This window comes from Pseudomonas sp. KH_021 (assembly GCF_057838865.1).
The window spans coordinates 1,041,449-1,059,515 of record NZ_CM174477.1 but is presented as its reverse complement, the minus strand read 5'-3'; the positions used below and the strand labels follow the sequence as shown (position 1 = coordinate 1,059,515).

16 protein-coding genes are annotated in these 18,067 nt (G+C 60.2%); all 16 read right to left on the bottom strand.

Annotated features, from left to right (window positions below; all coding sequences use genetic code 11):
• Positions 1-135: 135 nt before the first annotated feature.
• Complete coding sequence (gene lpxC / locus AC3IX4_RS05000; RefSeq protein ID WP_489259514.1) at positions 136-1,047, bottom strand: UDP-3-O-acyl-N-acetylglucosamine deacetylase; 912 nt, start codon at positions 1,045-1,047, stop codon at positions 136-138.
• 112 nt (positions 1,048-1,159) lie between these two features.
• Positions 1,160-2,350 carry a cell division protein FtsZ gene (ftsZ, locus tag AC3IX4_RS04995; protein ID WP_489259513.1) on the bottom strand — a complete coding sequence of 397 codons (1,191 nt, stop codon included), beginning with the start codon at positions 2,348-2,350 and terminating at the stop codon, positions 1,160-1,162.
• A gap of 57 nt (positions 2,351-2,407) precedes the next feature.
• Positions 2,408-3,664: a cell division protein FtsA gene (ftsA, locus tag AC3IX4_RS04990; RefSeq protein WP_489259512.1), complete on the bottom strand. Its 1,257-nt coding sequence runs from the start codon at positions 3,662-3,664 to the stop codon at positions 2,408-2,410.
• A gap of 13 nt (positions 3,665-3,677) precedes the next feature.
• On the bottom strand, positions 3,678-4,544 hold the full coding sequence (locus AC3IX4_RS04985; protein ID WP_489259511.1) for a cell division protein FtsQ/DivIB: 867 nt from the start codon (positions 4,542-4,544) through the stop codon (positions 3,678-3,680).
• Positions 4,545-4,548: 4 nt separating this feature from the next.
• Positions 4,549-5,505 (bottom strand): D-alanine--D-alanine ligase, encoded by a 957-nt coding sequence (locus AC3IX4_RS04980; RefSeq protein WP_489259510.1) that lies wholly within the window; start codon positions 5,503-5,505, stop codon positions 4,549-4,551.
• Complete coding sequence (gene murC / locus AC3IX4_RS04975; RefSeq protein WP_489259509.1) at positions 5,502-6,959, bottom strand: UDP-N-acetylmuramate--L-alanine ligase; 1,458 nt, start codon at positions 6,957-6,959, stop codon at positions 5,502-5,504. Before murC ends, AC3IX4_RS04980 begins: the two co-directional genes overlap by 4 nt.
• Positions 6,952-8,022 carry an undecaprenyldiphospho-muramoylpentapeptide beta-N-acetylglucosaminyltransferase gene (gene murG, locus AC3IX4_RS04970; RefSeq protein WP_489259508.1) on the bottom strand — a complete coding sequence of 357 codons (1,071 nt, stop codon included), beginning with the start codon at positions 8,020-8,022 and terminating at the stop codon, positions 6,952-6,954. The genes murC and murG overlap by 8 nt, the downstream gene beginning before the upstream one ends.
• Complete coding sequence (gene ftsW, locus AC3IX4_RS04965; RefSeq protein WP_489259507.1) at positions 8,012-9,226, bottom strand: putative lipid II flippase FtsW; 1,215 nt, start codon at positions 9,224-9,226, stop codon at positions 8,012-8,014. The genes murG and ftsW overlap by 11 nt, the downstream gene beginning before the upstream one ends.
• Positions 9,223-10,569, bottom strand: coding sequence for a UDP-N-acetylmuramoyl-L-alanine--D-glutamate ligase (murD, locus tag AC3IX4_RS04960; protein ID WP_489259506.1), 1,347 nt, complete (start codon positions 10,567-10,569; stop codon positions 9,223-9,225). Before murD ends, ftsW begins: the two co-directional genes overlap by 4 nt.
• A 5-nt stretch (positions 10,570-10,574) precedes the next feature.
• A complete protein-coding gene (gene mraY / locus AC3IX4_RS04955; protein ID WP_489259505.1) occupies positions 10,575-11,657 on the bottom strand; it encodes a phospho-N-acetylmuramoyl-pentapeptide-transferase in 1,083 nt (360 codons plus the stop codon).
• The gene (locus AC3IX4_RS04950; RefSeq protein WP_489259504.1) at positions 11,657-13,024 is read right to left on the bottom strand and encodes a UDP-N-acetylmuramoyl-tripeptide--D-alanyl-D-alanine ligase; all 1,368 of its coding nucleotides are present in this window, start codon (positions 13,022-13,024) and stop codon (positions 11,657-11,659) included. Before AC3IX4_RS04950 ends, mraY begins: the two co-directional genes overlap by 1 nt.
• On the bottom strand, positions 13,017-14,480 hold the full coding sequence (locus tag AC3IX4_RS04945; RefSeq protein ID WP_489259503.1) for a UDP-N-acetylmuramoyl-L-alanyl-D-glutamate--2,6-diaminopimelate ligase: 1,464 nt from the start codon (positions 14,478-14,480) through the stop codon (positions 13,017-13,019). Before AC3IX4_RS04945 ends, AC3IX4_RS04950 begins: the two co-directional genes overlap by 8 nt.
• Positions 14,480-16,210 (bottom strand): peptidoglycan D,D-transpeptidase FtsI family protein, encoded by a 1,731-nt coding sequence (locus tag AC3IX4_RS04940; protein WP_489261212.1) that lies wholly within the window; start codon positions 16,208-16,210, stop codon positions 14,480-14,482. Before AC3IX4_RS04940 ends, AC3IX4_RS04945 begins: the two co-directional genes overlap by 1 nt.
• A complete protein-coding gene (gene ftsL / locus AC3IX4_RS04935; RefSeq protein ID WP_489259502.1) occupies positions 16,210-16,503 on the bottom strand; it encodes a cell division protein FtsL in 294 nt (97 codons plus the stop codon). Before ftsL ends, AC3IX4_RS04940 begins: the two co-directional genes overlap by 1 nt.
• Positions 16,500-17,447 carry a 16S rRNA (cytosine(1402)-N(4))-methyltransferase RsmH gene (gene rsmH / locus AC3IX4_RS04930; protein ID WP_489259501.1) on the bottom strand — a complete coding sequence of 316 codons (948 nt, stop codon included), beginning with the start codon at positions 17,445-17,447 and terminating at the stop codon, positions 16,500-16,502. Before rsmH ends, ftsL begins: the two co-directional genes overlap by 4 nt.
• Positions 17,444-17,899 (bottom strand): division/cell wall cluster transcriptional repressor MraZ, encoded by a 456-nt coding sequence (mraZ, locus tag AC3IX4_RS04925; protein ID WP_489259500.1) that lies wholly within the window; start codon positions 17,897-17,899, stop codon positions 17,444-17,446. Before mraZ ends, rsmH begins: the two co-directional genes overlap by 4 nt.
• Positions 17,900-18,067 lie beyond the last annotated feature (168 nt).

Sequence of the window (18,067 nt, the reverse complement as noted above, 5' to 3'; positions counted from 1 at the left end):
GCGGACACCTTGTGAAGCTCATGCGATCTGTTGGCAGGCACTCGGCGTTTAAAGATCAAGATCAAGATCAACAGCCAAAAAAAAAAAGCCACCCGAAGGTGGCCTCAAAAAAAACTAGAGAAAGAGAGTTGTAACTTACACCGCCGCTACCGGTCGCATGTAAGAGATCGGTGCCGTACTGGCATCTTCGAAAGTCACCACTTCCCAGGCATCCTTCTGCTCGATGAGCTTGCGAAGGAGCTGGTTGTTAAGTGCGTGACCGGATTTGAACCCACGGAATTCACCAATCAGGCTGTTGCCCAACAGGTAAAGATCGCCGATAGCATCCAGAATCTTGTGCTTGACGAATTCGTCCTCGTAACGCAGGCCGTCTTCGTTCAACACACCGTCCGTGTCTACCACAATGGCGTTTTCAACACTGCCGCCGAGTGCGAGGTTGTGCTTGCGCAGGTACTCGATATCACTCATGAAACCAAAGGTACGGGCGCGACTGACTTCCTTCACGAAGGAGGTGCTGGAAAAATCCACGCTGGCACTTTGGGTGCGGTTTTTGAAAACTGGGTGATCGAAATCGATCTCGAAACTCACCTTGAAGCCTTCGAAAGGGACGAAAGTGGCGCGCTTGTCGCCGTCTTCCACTGTCACTTCACGCAGGATACGGATGAATTTCTTGGCAGCGTCCTGCTCTTCAAGACCAGCCGATTGAATCAGGAATACAAAGGGACCTGCACTGCCGTCCATGATCGGCACTTCGGACGCGGAGAGCTCGACGTAGGCGTTATCGATGCCCAGACCGGCCATGGCCGAGAGCAAGTGCTCCACCGTATCGACTTTGGTATCACCATTGACCAACGTGGTCGACATGGTGGTCTCGCCGACGTTTTCCGCACGGGCAGGAATCTGCACCATAGGGTCAAGGTCAGCACGGCAGAACACGATGCCGGTATCCACAGGCGCAGGTTTGAGGGTCAGGTAGACCTTCTCGCCGGAGTGCAGGCCGACACCTGTGGCACGGATAATATTCTTCAGGGTGCGTTGTTTAATCATGGCATTGGCCGCTTCAGCGCAAATTGCGAACTGGTATCAACAAAGACTGGCGATAATAGCAGACCCGGCCTTTGCTGAAAACCAATCACCCTAATACCCCTGATAAATTCCATCAATCAGCCTGACGACGCAAGAATGCAGGGATATCAAGATAGTCCAGATCGTCCTGTGGGTTGAGCTTAGCAGCCGCCGCAGCACCTGCGATGGCCTGATTGCGCATAACGGTCGGACGGTCGAGATCGCGATAGTTCACCGACGACTGCTCATGACGCGCAGGCGCAGCTTGAGGTGCGTGCTGAGCGGCGGTTTGCAGGGTATTGTCGATGATCTTCATCGGCTTCTCGATTTTCGCACCCAGGCCTGTGGCAACCACGGTGACGTGCAGCTCGTCGCGCATGTCTGGATCGATAACAGTACCGACCTTGACCATGGCGTGATCCGATGCGAACGCCTCAATGATGCTACCCACGTCCGAGTATTCGCCCAGCGACAGGTCAGGACCTGCGGTGATGTTGACGAGAATACCGCGAGCGCCCTGCAGGTTGACGTCTTCGAGCAGCGGGTTGCGAATGGCCGCTTCAGTGGCTTCACGCGCGCGATTTGGACCGCTGGCGCAGCCAGTGCCCATCATGGCCATGCCCATTTCGCTCATCACGGTACGTACGTCCGCGAAGTCGACGTTGATCATGCCTGGACGCTTGATGATGTCGGAGATACCGCGAACGGCACCGGCCAGTACATCGTCAGCCTTGGCGAAAGCCGACAACAGGCTTGCGTCCTTGCCCAGGATGGTCAGCAGTTTTTCGTTCGGGATGGTGATCAGCGAATCGACGCTTTCGGACAGGGCACGAATACCCTCGTCAGCGATCTGCATGCGCTTGCGACCTTCGAACGGGAACGGACGGGTCACCACGGCTACGGTGAGGATACCCATTTCCTTGGCCACTTCAGCAATGATAGGCGCTGCACCGGTGCCGGTACCGCCGCCCATGCCGGTGGTGATAAACACCATGTTGGTGCCTTGCAGTACTTCAGCGATGCGCTCGCGATCTTCCAGGGCGGCTTGACGGCCAACCTCAGGATTTGCACCAGCACCCAGGCCCTTGGTCACACCGGTACCCAGTTGCAAAATGGTGCGTGCACCAATGTTTTTCAGCGCTTGTGCGTCGGTGTTGGCGCAGATGAATTCCACGCCTTCGATGTTGCTCTTGACCATGTGATTAACGGCATTGCCGCCACCACCACCGACACCGATAACCTTGATTACCGGGCTTTGCGGGACGTTGTCTACGAGTTCGAACATTTGCCCTCTCCTTTCCATTTCTCTAGTTTTCGCGCCTACTACTACTGCTTTGAAACTTTAAAAGTTGCCCTGAACCCAACGCTTGAATCGTTCAAGCACAGGAGCCTTAGGTTCATCGCCATAGCTATTAGTGCTGCTCATACCGGTCAAGGACACGCCCTCGGACTGCTTCTGCAGGCCATAGATGAGCAAGCCCACACCGGTGGAATAAATTGGGTTGCGCACCACGTCGGCCAGGCCGTGTACCGTGTGCGGAACGCCCAGCCGTACGGGCATGTGGAAGATTTCTTCGGCCAGTTCCACGGCGCCTTCCATCTTCGAAGTGCCGCCGGTGAGTACGATGCCCGCCGGGATCAGGTCTTCGTAGCCGCTGCGACGCAGTTCGGCCTGGATCAAGGTGAACAGCTCGTCGTAACGCGGCTCGACCACCTCGGCCAGCGCCTGGCGCGAGAGCTCACGCGGTGGACGGTCGCCCACGCTTGGGACCTTGATGGTTTCGCCGGCACCGGCCAGCTTGGCCAGGGCGCAGGCGTAACGGATCTTGATTTCTTCGGCGTACTGGGTCGGCGTGCGCAACGCCATGGCGATGTCGTTGGTGACTTGATCGCCCGCGATTGGAATCACCGCCGTGTGGCGAATGGCGCCTTCGGTGAAGATGGCGATGTCGGTGGTGCCGCCGCCGATATCGACCAGGCATACGCCCAGTTCTTTCTCGTCGTCAGTCAGTACCGAGTAGGCCGAGGCCAGTTGCTCAAGAATGATGTCGTCGATTTCCAGGCCACAACGACGCACGCACTTCTCGATGTTCTGGGCGGCGTTGACGGCGCAGGTCACCACGTGAACCTTGGCTTCCAGACGCACACCCGACATGCCCAGCGGCTCGCGCACGCCTTCCTGGTTATCGATCACATAATCCTGCGGCAGGGTATGCAGGACGCGCTGGTCGGCCGGAATCGCCACGGCCTGGGCCGCATCCAGCACGCGCTCAAGGTCAGCCGTGCTGACTTCCCGATCACGGATCGCCACAATGCCGTGGGAGTTCAGGCTGCGGATATGGTTACCGGCAACGCCCACGAAGGCGGAGTGGATCCGGCAGCCAGCCATCAGCTGTGCTTCTTCGATCGCGCGCTGGATCGACTGCACGGTAGATTCGATATTGACCACCACACCCTTCTTCAGGCCGCGCGATGGATGGGTACCGATCCCGACGATTTCCAGGGTGCCGTCAGCCGCTACTTCGCCCACCAGCGCCACCACCTTGGAGGTGCCGATATCCAGGCCAACGATCATTTTGCCGCTTTGCACATTTGCCATGGTCCTGCCTCTCTTAATTCTTCGCGACGGCGGGTTGGGCCGTCGGCAGCGCAATCGGTTCCCGCCAGCCCACAGCCAAGCCGTTGGCGTAGCGAAGGTCAATGCGCGCGATATTCGTGATCTGTTCTTTCAGTGTTTTGTCGTAAATGGCAATGAAACGGCGCATTTTTTCCACCAAGTGATCTCGCCCGAGCAGCAGCTCAATGCCTGGCCCGGAACTGCCGGCTCCGGTGGTCAGGAACCAGCTGCCACGCTCGCGCAGCTCCAGACGCGCAATCGAGAAGCCCAGCGGGCGCAGCATCTGGCTCAACACCTGATACTGCTGCATCACTTGTTGCGGGGCGCGCTGCGGGCCGACCAACTGTGGCAGGTGTTCGTAGTTGGCCAGTTCCCGCGGGGTAAAAGCCTGCCCCTGGTTGTTGAGCAGTGCTTCTTCACCCCAACGGGCGACGGGCAGTTGCTCTTCCAATCGAATCACCACCTGATCCGGCCACACCCGACGCACTTCGGCGTGGGCGATCCACGGCATTTTTTCAAGCTCTGTGCGCATGCTTGCCAGGTCGATGGTGAAAAAGGTCGCCGCTACATATGGCGCGATCCGCTGCTGCACCGCCTGTTGGCTGATGTAGCTGAGGTCGCCCTGCACGGCGATCTTGGTAATCGGTTGATCGGCATACGGCATCAGGCGTTGAGCGCCCTCATAGGTGCCAAAGCCCAATGCGACCAGCGCCACTGGCCATAGCACTTTCTTCAGAAAGCCAAACCCAGGTTTTGGCAGGCGCGCCGACAGTGGCTCCTTGGCCACCATTCGGCTGGCACCGCGCGGCACCGGCTTGCGGCCGGTGGCGGGTTGCTGATGACGTAACATCGCGCCTTGCATGGTATTAACCTCGCGCCTCTACGCTGACCGCCAGGATTGCCAGCACCAATTGCTGGAAATCGAGGCCGGCTGCACGTGCTGCCATGGGGACCAGGCTGTGATCGGTCATGCCTGGTGCAGTGTTCACTTCCAGCAGCCAGAACTTGCCCTGAGCGTCCTGCATGACATCCACGCGGCCCCAGCCGCTGATGCCAATCGCTTCGCAAGCGCGAGCGGTCAGGTCGATCAGTTCTTGTTCCTTGGCGCTGTCCAGGCCGCAGGGAATGCGGTACTGGGTATCGGACGCCAGGTACTTGGCGTCGTAGTCGTAAAACGAATGGGGGGTGCCTAGGGCGATGGGCGGCAGAACCTGGTCACGCAGCGTCGCGACGGTGAACTCAGGGCCTTGAATCCATTGCTCGACCAACACTTGCGAATCGTAGGTGGCGGCGTCTTTCCAGGCAGCGATCAATGCGTCTGTGTCGCTCACCTTGGCCATACCGATACTGGAACCTTCATGGGCCGGTTTGACGATCAAAGGAAAGCCCAGTTCCATGCCAGCAGAAATACAATCGGCTTCGCTGGCCAGTACCGCGTGCATCGGAGTGGAAATGCCCAGGCTTTGCCAGACCTGCTTGGTCCGCAACTTGTCCATGGCCAGCGCCGAAGCCAGGATGCCGCTGCCGGTGTAGGGGATCCCCAGGCACTCGAGCAAGCCTTGCATGCTGCCGTCTTCACCGCCACGGCCGTGAAGAATGATAAAGGCGCGGTCGATTTTTTCGTTGAGCAGGCGTTGCAGCAGGTCGTCGCCGACATCAATGGCAACCACGTCCACACCGGCCGAGGTCAACGCTTCGATCACGGCATTGCCGGACTTGAGCGAGACTTCGCGCTCGGCGCTCTTGCCGCCGTAAAGCACGGCGACGCGCCCGAAATCCTTCGGCGCGATAGTCGAGAACAGCTTGGCGTAGTCAGCAGTCATTTCACTTTCCCCTCACCGGCGACGACCGCCCCGGCGAACAACGGACTTTTCAAAAGTTGCGGTGCAAGTCCGCCGATGTCCCCTGCCCCCTGACACAGCAGGATGTCGCCAGCACGCAGCAGCGGCTTGACCAGCGGCGCCAGCTCAATGCCGCGCTCGATGTAGATCGGGTCCAATTGGCCACGCTGGCGGATGCTATGGCACAGCTGGCGGCTGTCGGCCCCGGGAATCGGCTCTTCGCCCGCCGGGTAGACTTCCATCAACAGCAGCACGTTGGCATCCGCCAGGACTTGCACGAAGTCGTCGTACAGGTCGCGGGTGCGGCTATAGCGGTGCGGCTGGTAGACCATCACCAGACGCCGATCCGGCCAGCCACCGCGCACGGCATTGATCACTGCCGCCACTTCACGGGGGTGGTGGCCGTAGTCGTCGACCAGCATCACGCTGCCGTATTCCACCGGCAGTTCACCGTAGACCTGGAAGCGCCGGCCCACGCCCTGGAAGCCCGACAGGCCTTGGACGATCGCTTCGTCGCTAATGCCTTCATCGGTGGCAATGGCGATGGTTGCCAACGAGTTCAGGACGTTGTGGTTGCCCGGCATGTTCACCGACACGTTCAACGGTGCGCGGTCGCGGCGCAGCACGGTGAAGTGGGTCAGCATGCCTTCCTGGCGGATGTTGATCGCACGCACGTCAGCTTCTTCGCTGAAGCCGTAGGTCACGGTTGGACGCTTGACCTGCGGCAGGATCTCGCGCACCACCGGATCGTCCAGGCACATTACGGCCAGTCCGTAGAACGGCAGGTTGTGCAGGAACTCGACAAAGGTTTTCTTCAGTTTGTTGAAGTCGCCCTCATAGGTGGCCATGTGGTCGGCGTCGATGTTGGTGACAACGGCCACCATCGGCTGCAGGTGCAGGAAGCTGGCATCGCTCTCGTCGGCTTCGGCGATCAGGTAACGACTGGTGCCCAACTGCGCATTGGTACCGGCAGCGTTCAGGCGGCCACCGATCACGAAGGTCGGGTCCAGGCCGCCAGCGGCGAACACCGAGGCCAGCAAGCTGGTGGTGGTGGTCTTGCCATGGGTGCCAGCCACAGCGATGCCATGGCGATAACGCATCAGCTCAGACAGCATCTCGGCACGCGGGACCACCGGGATACGGCGCTCCAGGGCGTTGGCAACTTCCGGGTTGGAGGTGTTGACCGCGCTGGACACCACCAGCACGTCGGCGCTGGCCGCGTTCTCGGCACGGTGCCCGATGAAAATCTCGGCACCAAAAGACTCCAGGCGCTCGGTCACAGGCGAAGCCTTCAGGTCCGAGCCCGATACGGCATAACCCAGGTTCAGCAAGACTTCGGCGATGCCGCACATGCCCACACCACCGATGCCCACAAAGTGAATACGGCGGATACGGCGCATTTCTGGATGGGGCATGGCTTTCTGATTCTCAACCATGGGCCACCTCCAGGCAGATTTCGACCACGGTGCGGGTGGCATCAGGTTTTGCCAGACGACGCGCAGTGGTCGCCATGGTGTTGAGTTTTTCCGGTTGCATCAGCACCTCGTTCAGGCGGTCAGCCAGTTCGGCTGCGCCAGTTGTCGCTTGCGGCATCAGGAAGGCAGCGCCTTCACGAGCCAGATAGTTGGCGTTGTGGGTCTGGTGGTCGTCAATCGCGTGGGGCAGCGGCACCAGCACCGAAGGCAGCCCTGCGGCGGCCAGTTCGCTGACGGTCAATGCGCCCGCGCGGCACACCACCAGATCAGCCCAGCCGTAAGCCTGGGCCATGTCCTTGATAAACGGCGCGACCTGCGCCTCGACACCGGCGTCCTTGTAGCGCTGCACGGTGATTTCATCGTGTTTCTTGCCAGCCTGGTGGAACACCTCGGGGCGCAGGTGCTCCGGGACCTTGGCCAGCGCTTGGGGCAACAGCTTGTTCAAGGGCTCGGCGCCCAGGCTGCCGCCCAGTACCAACAGCCGTGGCTTGCGCCCGGCCAGGGACTGGCGAGGGGTTTCCAGGAACAGCTCGCCGCGCACCGGGTTACCCGTGGTGCGTCGCTTGCTGGTACCGGTGAAGGTTTCAGGGAAGGCTTCGCAGACACGAGCCGCCAAAGGCACCAGCATGCGGTTCGCGGTACCGGCGCGGGCGTTCTGCTCGTGAATGACCACAGGCACGCCACACAGCTTGGCTGCAACGCCACCGGGGCCGGTGACATAGCCACCAAAACCGACGACGCAAACAGGCTTGACCTGACGAATGATGCTGCGCGCCTGCAGAACGGCCTTGATCAGCGTGAACGGCGCCTTGAGCAGGGACAGCTTGCCCTTGCCACGCAGGCCAGTGACGTTGATCAAGTGCAGTTTCAGGCCAGCCTGAGGAACCAGTTCGTTCTCGATTCCGCGTGGGGTGCCCAGCCAGTGGACGGTATAGCCACGGGCCTGGAACTCGCGTGCACAGGCCAGCGCCGGGAATACATGCCCACCGGTGCCGCCGGCCATGATCAGCACATTAGCGCCCATGAGTCGGCTCCTCGGCGAAGTCGCTTTCGCTGAACTCCGTCTCTTCGCTGCCCAAGTGCGTGCGGCTCTCCCATTCGATTCGCAGTAACAGCCCAAGGCTGGCACAGCAGATTACCAGGGAGCTACCGCCGTAGCTGAGGAACGGCAAGGTCAGGCCCTTGGTCGGCAACAGGCCGACGTTCACACCAATGTTGATCAGGAACTGGCCGATCCACAGGAAGGCCAGGCCATAGGCCATATAGGCTGCAAAGAATTGACGTGCGCGCTCGGCCCACAGTCCGATGTACATGGCACGCACACTGACGAAGACGAACAGTGCAACGGTCACCAGGGAGCCGACCATACCCAGCTCTTCGGCCAACACCGAGAACACGAAGTCGGTATGCGCTTCTGGCAGGTAGAACTGCTTCTGCACGCTGTTGCCCAACCCCACGCCAAGCCACTCGCCACGGCCAAAGGCAATCAGCGCCTGGGTCAATTGATACCCGGAACCGAATTGATCAGACCAAGGGTCGGTGAAGGTAATCAGACGCGCCATCCGGTAGGGCTGTGCCTGTACCAGCAGGAACACCGCCCCCACGGCAAGAATCACCATCAGGCTGAAGCGAAACAGCCCCACCCCACCGAGGAACAGCATTGCCGCTGCAGCGCCCATCATGACCACGGTGGCGCCGAAGTCCGGCTCCATCAGCAGCAGGCCCGCCATCGGCAAGAGGACGATAAAGGGTTTGAAAAAGCCCATCCAGCTTTCCCTAACTTCACGCTGGCGTCGTACCAGATAGCCGGCGAGGTAGATCACCACGAACACTTTGGCGATTTCCGACGGCTGCACGTTGAAGAAGCTGAAGCCAATCCAGCGCATCGAACCGTTCACCTCACGGCCAATACCCGGCACCAGCACCAGCACCAGCAGGCCGAAGGCACCCATCAGCAACAACCAGCCCATGCGCTGCCAAGTGGCAATCGGTACCAGCATGGTCAACACACAGGCACCCAGGCCCAGCACCAAATAAATCAGGTGGCGGATCATGTGATAAAGAGGGTTGCCCGATTGCGCCGCGGCCACCTCCGAAGAAGCCGAGGTGATCATCACCAGGCCCAGGCCCAACAAAGCCAGGCAGCCGGCCAGCATGGCGAAATCGAGGTCGATGCCACGGCCAGTGATCAGCGGGGACGGATAAGGCTTGAGGATGCCAAAGATCATGACAAACCCTCCACAGCCAGGGCAAACAGACGCCCACGCTCTTCGAAGTTCTTGAACATGTCCAGGCTGGCGCAGGCTGGCGACAGCAGCACCGAATCGCCCGGCTGGGCAATCTGCGCGCATTGCTGCACAGACTCTTCAAGGGTATTGACCCGAATCAGATCAACGGCACCGTCCAGGGTCTGGGCCAAGCGCTCGGCATCACGACCCAACAGCACAACAGCGCGGCAATGGGCAGCAACCGGGGCACGCAAAGCGGAGAAATCGGCGCCCTTGCCGTCACCACCGGCGACCAGCACCAGCTTGCCAGCGATATCAGCGCCCAACCCCTCAATGGCCGCCAGCGCAGCACCCACGTTGGTGGCCTTGGAGTCGTCGTACCAGCTCACGCCATTGCGCTCGCGAAGCCACTGGCAACGGTGTGCCAGGCCTGCAAACTCGCGCAGGCTGTCCAGCATAGCGTCGAACGGCAGGCCCACAGCGTGCCCCAACGCCAAGGCGGCCAGGGCATTGGACTGGTTATGTGCGCCACGAACTTTCAGCTCACGCACGGGCATCAGGTTATCGAACCCGAATGCCAAGTACTTTTCACCGCCCTCTTCACGCAGGCCGAAGTTCTTGAAATCGGGCGCGTTCAGGCCGAAGGTCCAGTACGGCAAGCCTTCGCCTACCAACGGACGGCTCAGGGCATCCTGACGGTTGACCACGACCTGGCGTGCACCACGGAAGATCCGGTGCTTGGCCAAGTGATAAGCCGGCAAGCCGCTGTAGCGGTCCATGTGGTCTTCGCTGACGTTGAGTACGGTCGCGACTTCGGCATTGAGCTGATCAGTGGTTTCCAACTGGAAGCTCGAAAGTTCCAGTACATACAGCTCGACGTCGTCAGCCAGCAGATCCAGCGCAGGAGTGCCGAGGTTGCCCCCCACCGCCACGCGCCTGCCCGCTTTCGCAGCCATTTCGCCCACCAGGGTGGTGACGGTGCTCTTGGCGTTGGAGCCGCTGATGGCCACGATCGGCGCCTTCGCGTAGCGCGCGAACAGGTCGATATCGCCGGACAGTTTTACGCCACGGGCAGCGGCCTGCTGCAGTGCCGGGGTGGACACGGCAAGGCCGGGGCTGATGTACAACTCGCTCGCGCGGCAGAGGAACTCCACGTCCAGCTCGCCGCAACGCACTTCCACCTGCGGGTAGTCACGCTTGATCGTGGCCAGCTCCGGCGGATTCTCGCGTGTATCGGCCACGGCAAAGGCAAACCCCTGATGCGCCAGGAAACGCACCAGGGACATGCCGCTCTTGCCGAGGCCGACAACGATGCGGAATTGGTCAGAAACGATCAACGACACGTGTTCTACCTCAGTTTCAGGGTGGCAAGACCGATCAGCACCAGAATCACGGTGATGATCCAGAAACGGACAATCACACGCGGTTCGGGCCAGCCCTTGAGTTCAAAATGGTGGTGGATTGGAGCCATGCGAAACACGCGACGACCCGTCAACTTGAAGGACGCCACCTGGATGACCACCGACAGGGTTTCCATCACGAACACACCGCCCATGATGAACAGCACGATTTCCTGGCGAACGATCACGGCAATGGTGCCCAGGGCTGCGCCCAGCGCCAGCGCGCCGACGTCACCCATGAAGACTTGTGCGGGGTAGGTGTTGAACCACAGAAAGCCCAGGCCCGCACCGATCAGCGCACCGCAGAACACGATCAGTTCGCCGGCGCCCGGCACGTAAGGGATCAGCAGGTATTCGGCGAATTTCACGTTACCGGACAGATAGCAGAAGATGCCCAGCGCGCCGCCCACCATCACGGTCGGCATGATCGCCAGGCCATCGAGGCCGTCGGTGAGGTTGACGGCGTTACTCGAACCCACGATCACGAAGTAGGTCAGGACAATGAAGCCTGCCCCCAGGGGAATGGTCAGGTCCTTGAACATTGGCACCAGCAAGGTGGTTTCGACGCTGCTGGGTGCGGTCATGTACAGGAACACAGCGGCGCCCAGACCGAACACCGACTGCCAGAAATACTTCCAGCGACTCGGCAAGCCACGGGAGTTTTTCTCGATCACCTTGCGATAGTCATCCACCCAGCCCACGGCGCCAAACAGCAGAGTGACGATCAGCACCACCCAGACATAGCGGTTGCTCAGGTCCGCCCACAGCAAGGTGCTGATACCAATGGCAGACAGGATCAGCGCACCGCCCATGGTCGGGGTACCGGATTTGGACAAGTGCGATTGCGGGCCATCGTTACGAACAGCCTGACCGATCTGGCGAATCTGCAGTGTACGAATCATCCATGGGCCCAACCAGAGGGCCAGCGACAGCGCGGTCAGTACACCCAGGATCCCGCGCAGAGTCAGGTACTGGAAGACCGCGAAGCCTTTGTAAAACTGTTGCAGATACTCAGCCAGCAGTAGCAGCATTAATGTTTCTCCCCGCTGGAACCGCACAGCGCCACTACGACGTTCTCCATCGCAGCGCTACGCGAACCCTTGATCAAAATAGTGGTATTGGTGTCCTGATCGGCGCGAACGGCCTCGATCAGGTCAGCTTGAGTAGCAAAATGGCGAGCATTTGGCCCAAACGCCGTGACAGCGTGGGCCATCATCGGACCGACGGCATAAAGTGCCGACACCTTGCCTTTGGCGTATTCGCCAACCTGACGGTGCCCTTGCTCTGCCCACTGCCCCAATTCGCCGATATCCCCGAGCACCAGGACAGTGCGACCGGAAAAGCCGGCCAGTATATCAATGGCCGCGCACATAGAGGTGGGGTTTGCGTTGTAGCTGTCATCAATTACTCGAGCGCCTGAACTCGCCAACTGCGCGACCGCCCTGCCCTTGACCGGCTGGACATTGCTCAGGCCTTCGACGATACCCGCCAGGGGTACGTTCAAGGCATGCGCAGCCGCCGCAGCGGCCAGGGCGTTCTGTACGTTATGGGTACCGAGTAGATTCAACTGCACCTTGGCAGTACCGCTTGGGCCGTGCAGTTCGAACGCTGGGCAACCGCGCGCATCACGGTTGAGGTGGGAGGCATAAAAGTCAGCAGCCGGATTGCTCAAGGCAAACGTCAGCACCGGGTGCTGGCCTGCACGAGCCTTCCAGATGGCGAAAGCCTTGTCATCCAGGTTGAGCACAGCAGTGCCGCCATCGCGCAGGCCTTCAAGGATTTCACCCTTGGCTTCGACAATTTTTTCCGGGCCACCGAATTCGCCGACGTGCGCGGTACCGGCATTATTGATCAACGCCACATGAGGCTGCGCCAGGCCAACGGTATAGGCGATTTCGCCAATGCGAGAGGCACCCAGCTCAATGACTGCTGCCATGTGCTCAGGCGCCAGCTCGAGCAGCGTCAGCGGTGCCCCAAGGTCGTTATTCAAGTTGCCACGGGTGGCCAATACCGCGCCACGAGTGCGCAAGATGCTGGCGAGCATCTCCTTGACGGTGGTCTTGCCGCTGGAACCGGTGATCGCTGTCACAAGATGACTGAAGGCTGCACGGTTGAGTGCGCCCAGTTGCCCTAGGGCCAGGCGCGTGTCGGCCACGATCAACTGTGGCAGGTCAGTGCCCTTCACCTCACGTTCCACCAGGGCTGCAACCGCGCCCTTGGCCGCTACCTCATTGAGGTAGTCATGGCCGTCAAAACGCGGCCCTGCCAATGCAACAAAGAGTTGCCCAGGCTTGATTGCACGGCTGTCGATGCTGACGCCGTCGAAGGCGACGTCGCTGCCCTTCAGGCGCCCCTGCAAGGGCGCTGTCAACTCAGATAGGGTCAATGGCTTAAGCATGGGCAGCCTCCCAGGCTTGCAGTGCCTTGCGGGCTTCAATCAAGTCAGAGAATGGATGACGCTCGCCCTGGATTTCCTGGTAATCCTCATGCCCCTTGCCGGCCAAGACGATCACATCATCAGCACCCGCATCCGCAATCAGCTGGGCGATCGCCTCACCGCGGCCAGCCACAAAGCGGACAGCGTCGGCGGTACCGAAGCCAGGACGGATGTCATCGAAAATGTGCAGTGGGTCTTCAGTACGCGGGTTATCGTCGGTCACCAGCACGCGATCGGCCAGACGTTCGGCAACCTCAGCCATCAACGGCCGTTTGCCGCGATCCCGGTCGCCGCCGCAGCCGAACAGGCAGAGCAGTTGGCCTTTGGCATGCGGACGCAAGGCTTCAAGGACTTTTTCCAGCGCATCAGGGGTGTGGGCGTAGTCGACCACCACCAGCGGCTGCTTGCCACCACCCAGGCGCTGCATGCGCCCCACCGGCCCCTCCAGCGCAGGAGTGACCTTGAGAATGTCGTCCAACGGATAATCCATCGCGAGCAACGTACCCACCGCAGCCAGCATGTTGCTCAAGTTGAAACGCCCCAGCAGTTGGCTGCGCAGCGTGCGCTCACCCTGGGCGGTGACCAGTACCGCACGCACGCCTTCATCATCAAAATGGGCTTCGCGGCAATACAGGGTTGCCCTTGGGTCTTGCAAGCTGTAGCTGATCAGACGTGATTCACGGCCCCCTGCGGCCAGCCGGCGGCCAAAGTCATCATCGAGGTTGACGACGCGATAGCGCAGGTTCGGCCAAGAGAACAACCGGGCCTTGGCCTCTTCATAGGCCTGCATGCTGCCGTGGTAATCGAGGTGATCACGAGACAGGTTGGTCATGACCGCGATATCGAAGGCCAAGGCCGCGACACGACCTTGATCCAGCGCATGGGAGGACACTTCCATGGCCACGGCGCGAGCACCGGCCTTTTTCAGGTCGTAAAGGGTGGCCTGCACCGCTATCGGGTCAGGCGTGGTCAGGCGCCCGCTCTGCAGCGCACCATAAAAGCCGGTGCCCAGGGTACCGATCAGACCACAGTGCTGACCCAGGTCATCCAGTGCCTGCGCAACCAATTGAGTCACGCTGGTCTTGCCGTTGGTGCCGGTGACACCGACCAGATTGAGCAAACGGCTCGGCTCGCCATAAAAACGCCCGGCGATATCCGACAACTGAGCCGCCAACCCTCGTACCGGGATCAGCGGCGCATCGGTAATCGGCAGTACGGCAGCGCCTTCGGCCTCATAGGCCACCGCTGCCGCACCTCGCGCCAAAGCGTCGGCGATATGTCCGCGACCGTCCTGACGGGTGCCTTTGACGGCCAGGAATAGATCACCCGGACGTACTGCACGGCTGTCCAGGGTCAGTTCACGAATCAGCGGGTTGTGGCCCGCTTGAGGAAACAGTTTTTCCAGAGGCATGGACATTATCCGCGCCCTCCCTTGACCGGCGCAGCGACTGCTTGCTGCTGTGGGATTGATTCCAGGTTATCTGGCGGAATGTTCATCAACCGCAGGGTGCCGGACATGACTTTGCTGAAAACGGGTGCCGAAACCAGGCCACCGTAGTAGCCGCCCTTGCTCGGTTCATCGATGACTACGACTATGGCGTAGCGCGGGTTACTCATCGGGCCGAAGCCTGCGAACAATGAGCGATAGGCATTTTGGGTGTAGCCCTTGGCGCCAATGGTGGCCTTACGGGCCGTACCACTCTTGCCGCCAACGTGATAGGCCGGTACTTGCGCACGGTATACGCCGCGTGGCGCTTCAATCACCTGCTGCAGCATGCCCTGAATGGTCTTGGCGGTTTGCTCGGGGATCACCTGGGTCGATTCCGGCGTCTTGTCGGTCTTGAGAATGCTCAGGGGCACCATCTTGCCGTCGTTGGCCAGTGCCGCGTAGGCGTGTACCAGTTGCAGGGCAGTGACCGACAAGCCATAGCCGTAGGACAGGGTGGCCGTTTCAGCCTTGCGCCACTCGCGGTGGTTCGGCAGGTTGCCGACACGCTCGCCCGGAAAGCCCAGGCCAGTGTACTGGCCCAGACCCAGTTGCGACATCACTCGGTAAATGGCTTCGCCACCGATATCAAAGGCAACTTTGCTCATCCCTACGTTACTGGAGTTGATCAGGATACCGGTAAGGTCCAGGACCGGGCCTTCGCTCCTGGACACGTCACGAATGGTGTAGCGACCCAGTTGTAGCGTGCCGGGGTAGACCTCGACCTTGTCGGTCGGCTTCCAGCGACCCGACTCCAGGGCAGCACTCATCGACAGCGGCTTGACCGTGGAGCCCGGCTCGAACACGTCGATGATCGCGCGGTTACGCATCGCCGAGGGGAACATGGTGCGGCGGTTGTTCGGGTTGTAGGTTGGCTGGTTGACCATCGCCAGCACTTCGCCGGTTTTCACGTCCATGATCACCAGGCTGCCAGCCTTGGCTTCGTTTTCGGTAATGGCGTTGCGCAATTCACGAGTGGCCAAGTATTGCAGGCGCAGGTCGATGGACAACGCCAAGGTCTTGCCGGCCTTGGCGTTCTTGGTAACCTGGATGTCCTTGATCAGCCGGCCGCGCCGGTCCTTGATCACTTGCCGCTTGCCGGGCACCCCGGCCAGCCATTCATCATAGGCAAGCTCGACACCTTCTCGGCCATGGTCGTCAAGGTCGGTAAAACCAACCATATGGGCGGCTACATCACCGGCCGGATAGAAACGACGAAATTCCTCGATGCCATAGACACCCGGAACCTTCAGATCGAGCACGATCTGGCCCGCTTCAGGGGTCAAGCCGCGAACCAGATAGATAAACTCTTTACTGGCTTGCTGCTCAAGGCGCGCGCTCAGCTTCTTGGAATCTTGCCCGAGCGCCGCGGCAAGCTCAGGCCACTTGTCCTTGGCAAGCTGCATTTCCTTGGGGTTGGCCCATAGAGTGGTCACCGGAGTACTGACCGCCAGCGGCTCGCCGTTGCGGTCGGTGATCAGGCCACGGTGTGCAGGAATCGGGATATGACGCAGGCTGCGCGCATCGCCCTGACCCTTGAGGAAGTCATGGTCGATCACCTGCAGATCGATGATGCGCCAGCAGATGGCACCTACCATCAGCGCCAACAGGCCGAGGACGACACGGAACCGCCAGGGGAAAAGTGCCCCTTCGAGTTTCATCATGGCGCCACCATTCTTACGTCGGCGGCACCTGGAATGTGCATGTTCAGTTGCTCAGCCGCCAGCGACTCGATACGGCTGTGCGCCGTCCAGGTACTTTGCTCGAGAATCAGCCGACCCCACTCCGCTTGCGCCTTGTCGCGCTCGCTGAGTTCGTTATAGAGGGTGTTGAGCAATTGCCGGTTCCAGTGCGCGCTGTACGAGACGGCGATAGCCGAAACGAGCACGCCGATAAACAGCAGAAGCATCAGGAAGCTTCCGCCTGGCAATGGCTTGGCAAAAAGCTTGCTCACCGAAGCTTCTCCGCCACACGCATGACAGCACTGCGCGAACGAGGATTAGCCTTGAGCTCGGCTTCGGAAGCAAACTGAGCCTTGCCATGGACACGGATTTTGGGTTCAAAGGCCTCGAAACGAACCGGAAGATTGCGCGGAAGATTGTCCGCCTCGCCCTTGGCCAGGCGACGCATGAACAGTTTGACGATTCGATCTTCCAGCGAGTGGAAGCTGATCACCACCAGGCGGCCGCCGATTTCCAGCGACTCAAGGGCTGCTTCAAGACCCGCCTCGAGGTCTCCCAGCTCGTTATTGACGTGGATACGCAGCCCCTGGAATGCACGGGTCGCTGGATTCTTGCCCTTTTCCCAGGCGGGGTTGGCGACTTTCAATACTTCTGCAAGGTCCGCGGTACGCTCGAAAGGCTTGGTTTCGCGGCGCTGCACCACAGCATTGGCCATGCGCTTGGCAAATCGCTCTTCGCCGTATTCCTTGAACACTCGAGCGATTTCTTCCGCTGGCGCGGTGGCAATGAACTCAGCGGCACTGACGCCGCGCGTCGGGTCCATGCGCATATCCAAGGGGCCATCGTTGAGGAAGCTGAAACCGCGTTCCGGGTCGTCCAATTGCGGCGAGGACACGCCCAGGTCCAGCAGTACGCCGCTGACCTTGCCAGCCAGCCCGCGAGCGGCGACTTCTTCACCCATCTCTGCAAAACTGCGCTGCACAATAACAAAGCGGCCGTCTTCGGCCGCCAGCGTTTGCCCAGTCGCAATCGCTTGAGGGTCTTTATCGAACCCTAGCAGCCGCCCATCGGGCCCCAAGCTTTTAAGAATCAGCCGGCTATGCCCGCCACGGCCAAAGGTACCGTCCAGGTAGCAGCCATCGGCGCGTACGGCGAGGGCCTCGACGGCTTCGTCAAGCAGTACGGTGATGTGGTTAAAGCCGCTATCTATAGTCACAGGATCAAATCACGCAGTTCGTTAGGCATCGCGCCCGGTTGTTGAATGGCTACCAGGTCCGCTGCATTGATAGCGTCCCAGGCATCCTCGTCCCACAGTTGAAACTTGTTCAATTGCCCTACCAGCACCACTCTCTTATCGAGGCTGGCATGTCCACGCAATCGCGGGGGCACCAGAAAACGACCACTGCCATCGAGCTCGAGATCCACCGCATTCCCGATCAGCAATCGCTGGAGGCGGCGGGTTTCTTCGTGCAACGACGGCAATGTCCGTAACTTGGTTTCAATCACTTCCCACTCATCGAGGGGATAGACACATAAGCATTTTTCGGCGGCATCAATAGTGATGACCAGTTGCCCGGAGCAGCGCGTATCGAGCTCGTCACGGTACCGGCTCGGCATAGCGAGACGGCCCTTAGCGTCGAGACTGACGACATTGGCTCCGCGAAACACGGCATTGACCCCTTGAATTTAGCTTTTTCTGCCTAAAAAACCCACTTCATGCCACTTTCCGCCACTTACGCACACTATAGGAATGCGCCCACCACACCGTCAAGGCGCGCTTATAGGGAAATCCCTTACAGATCGGAGATTTAAGGAGGTAACCGAGAGGAAAATGAA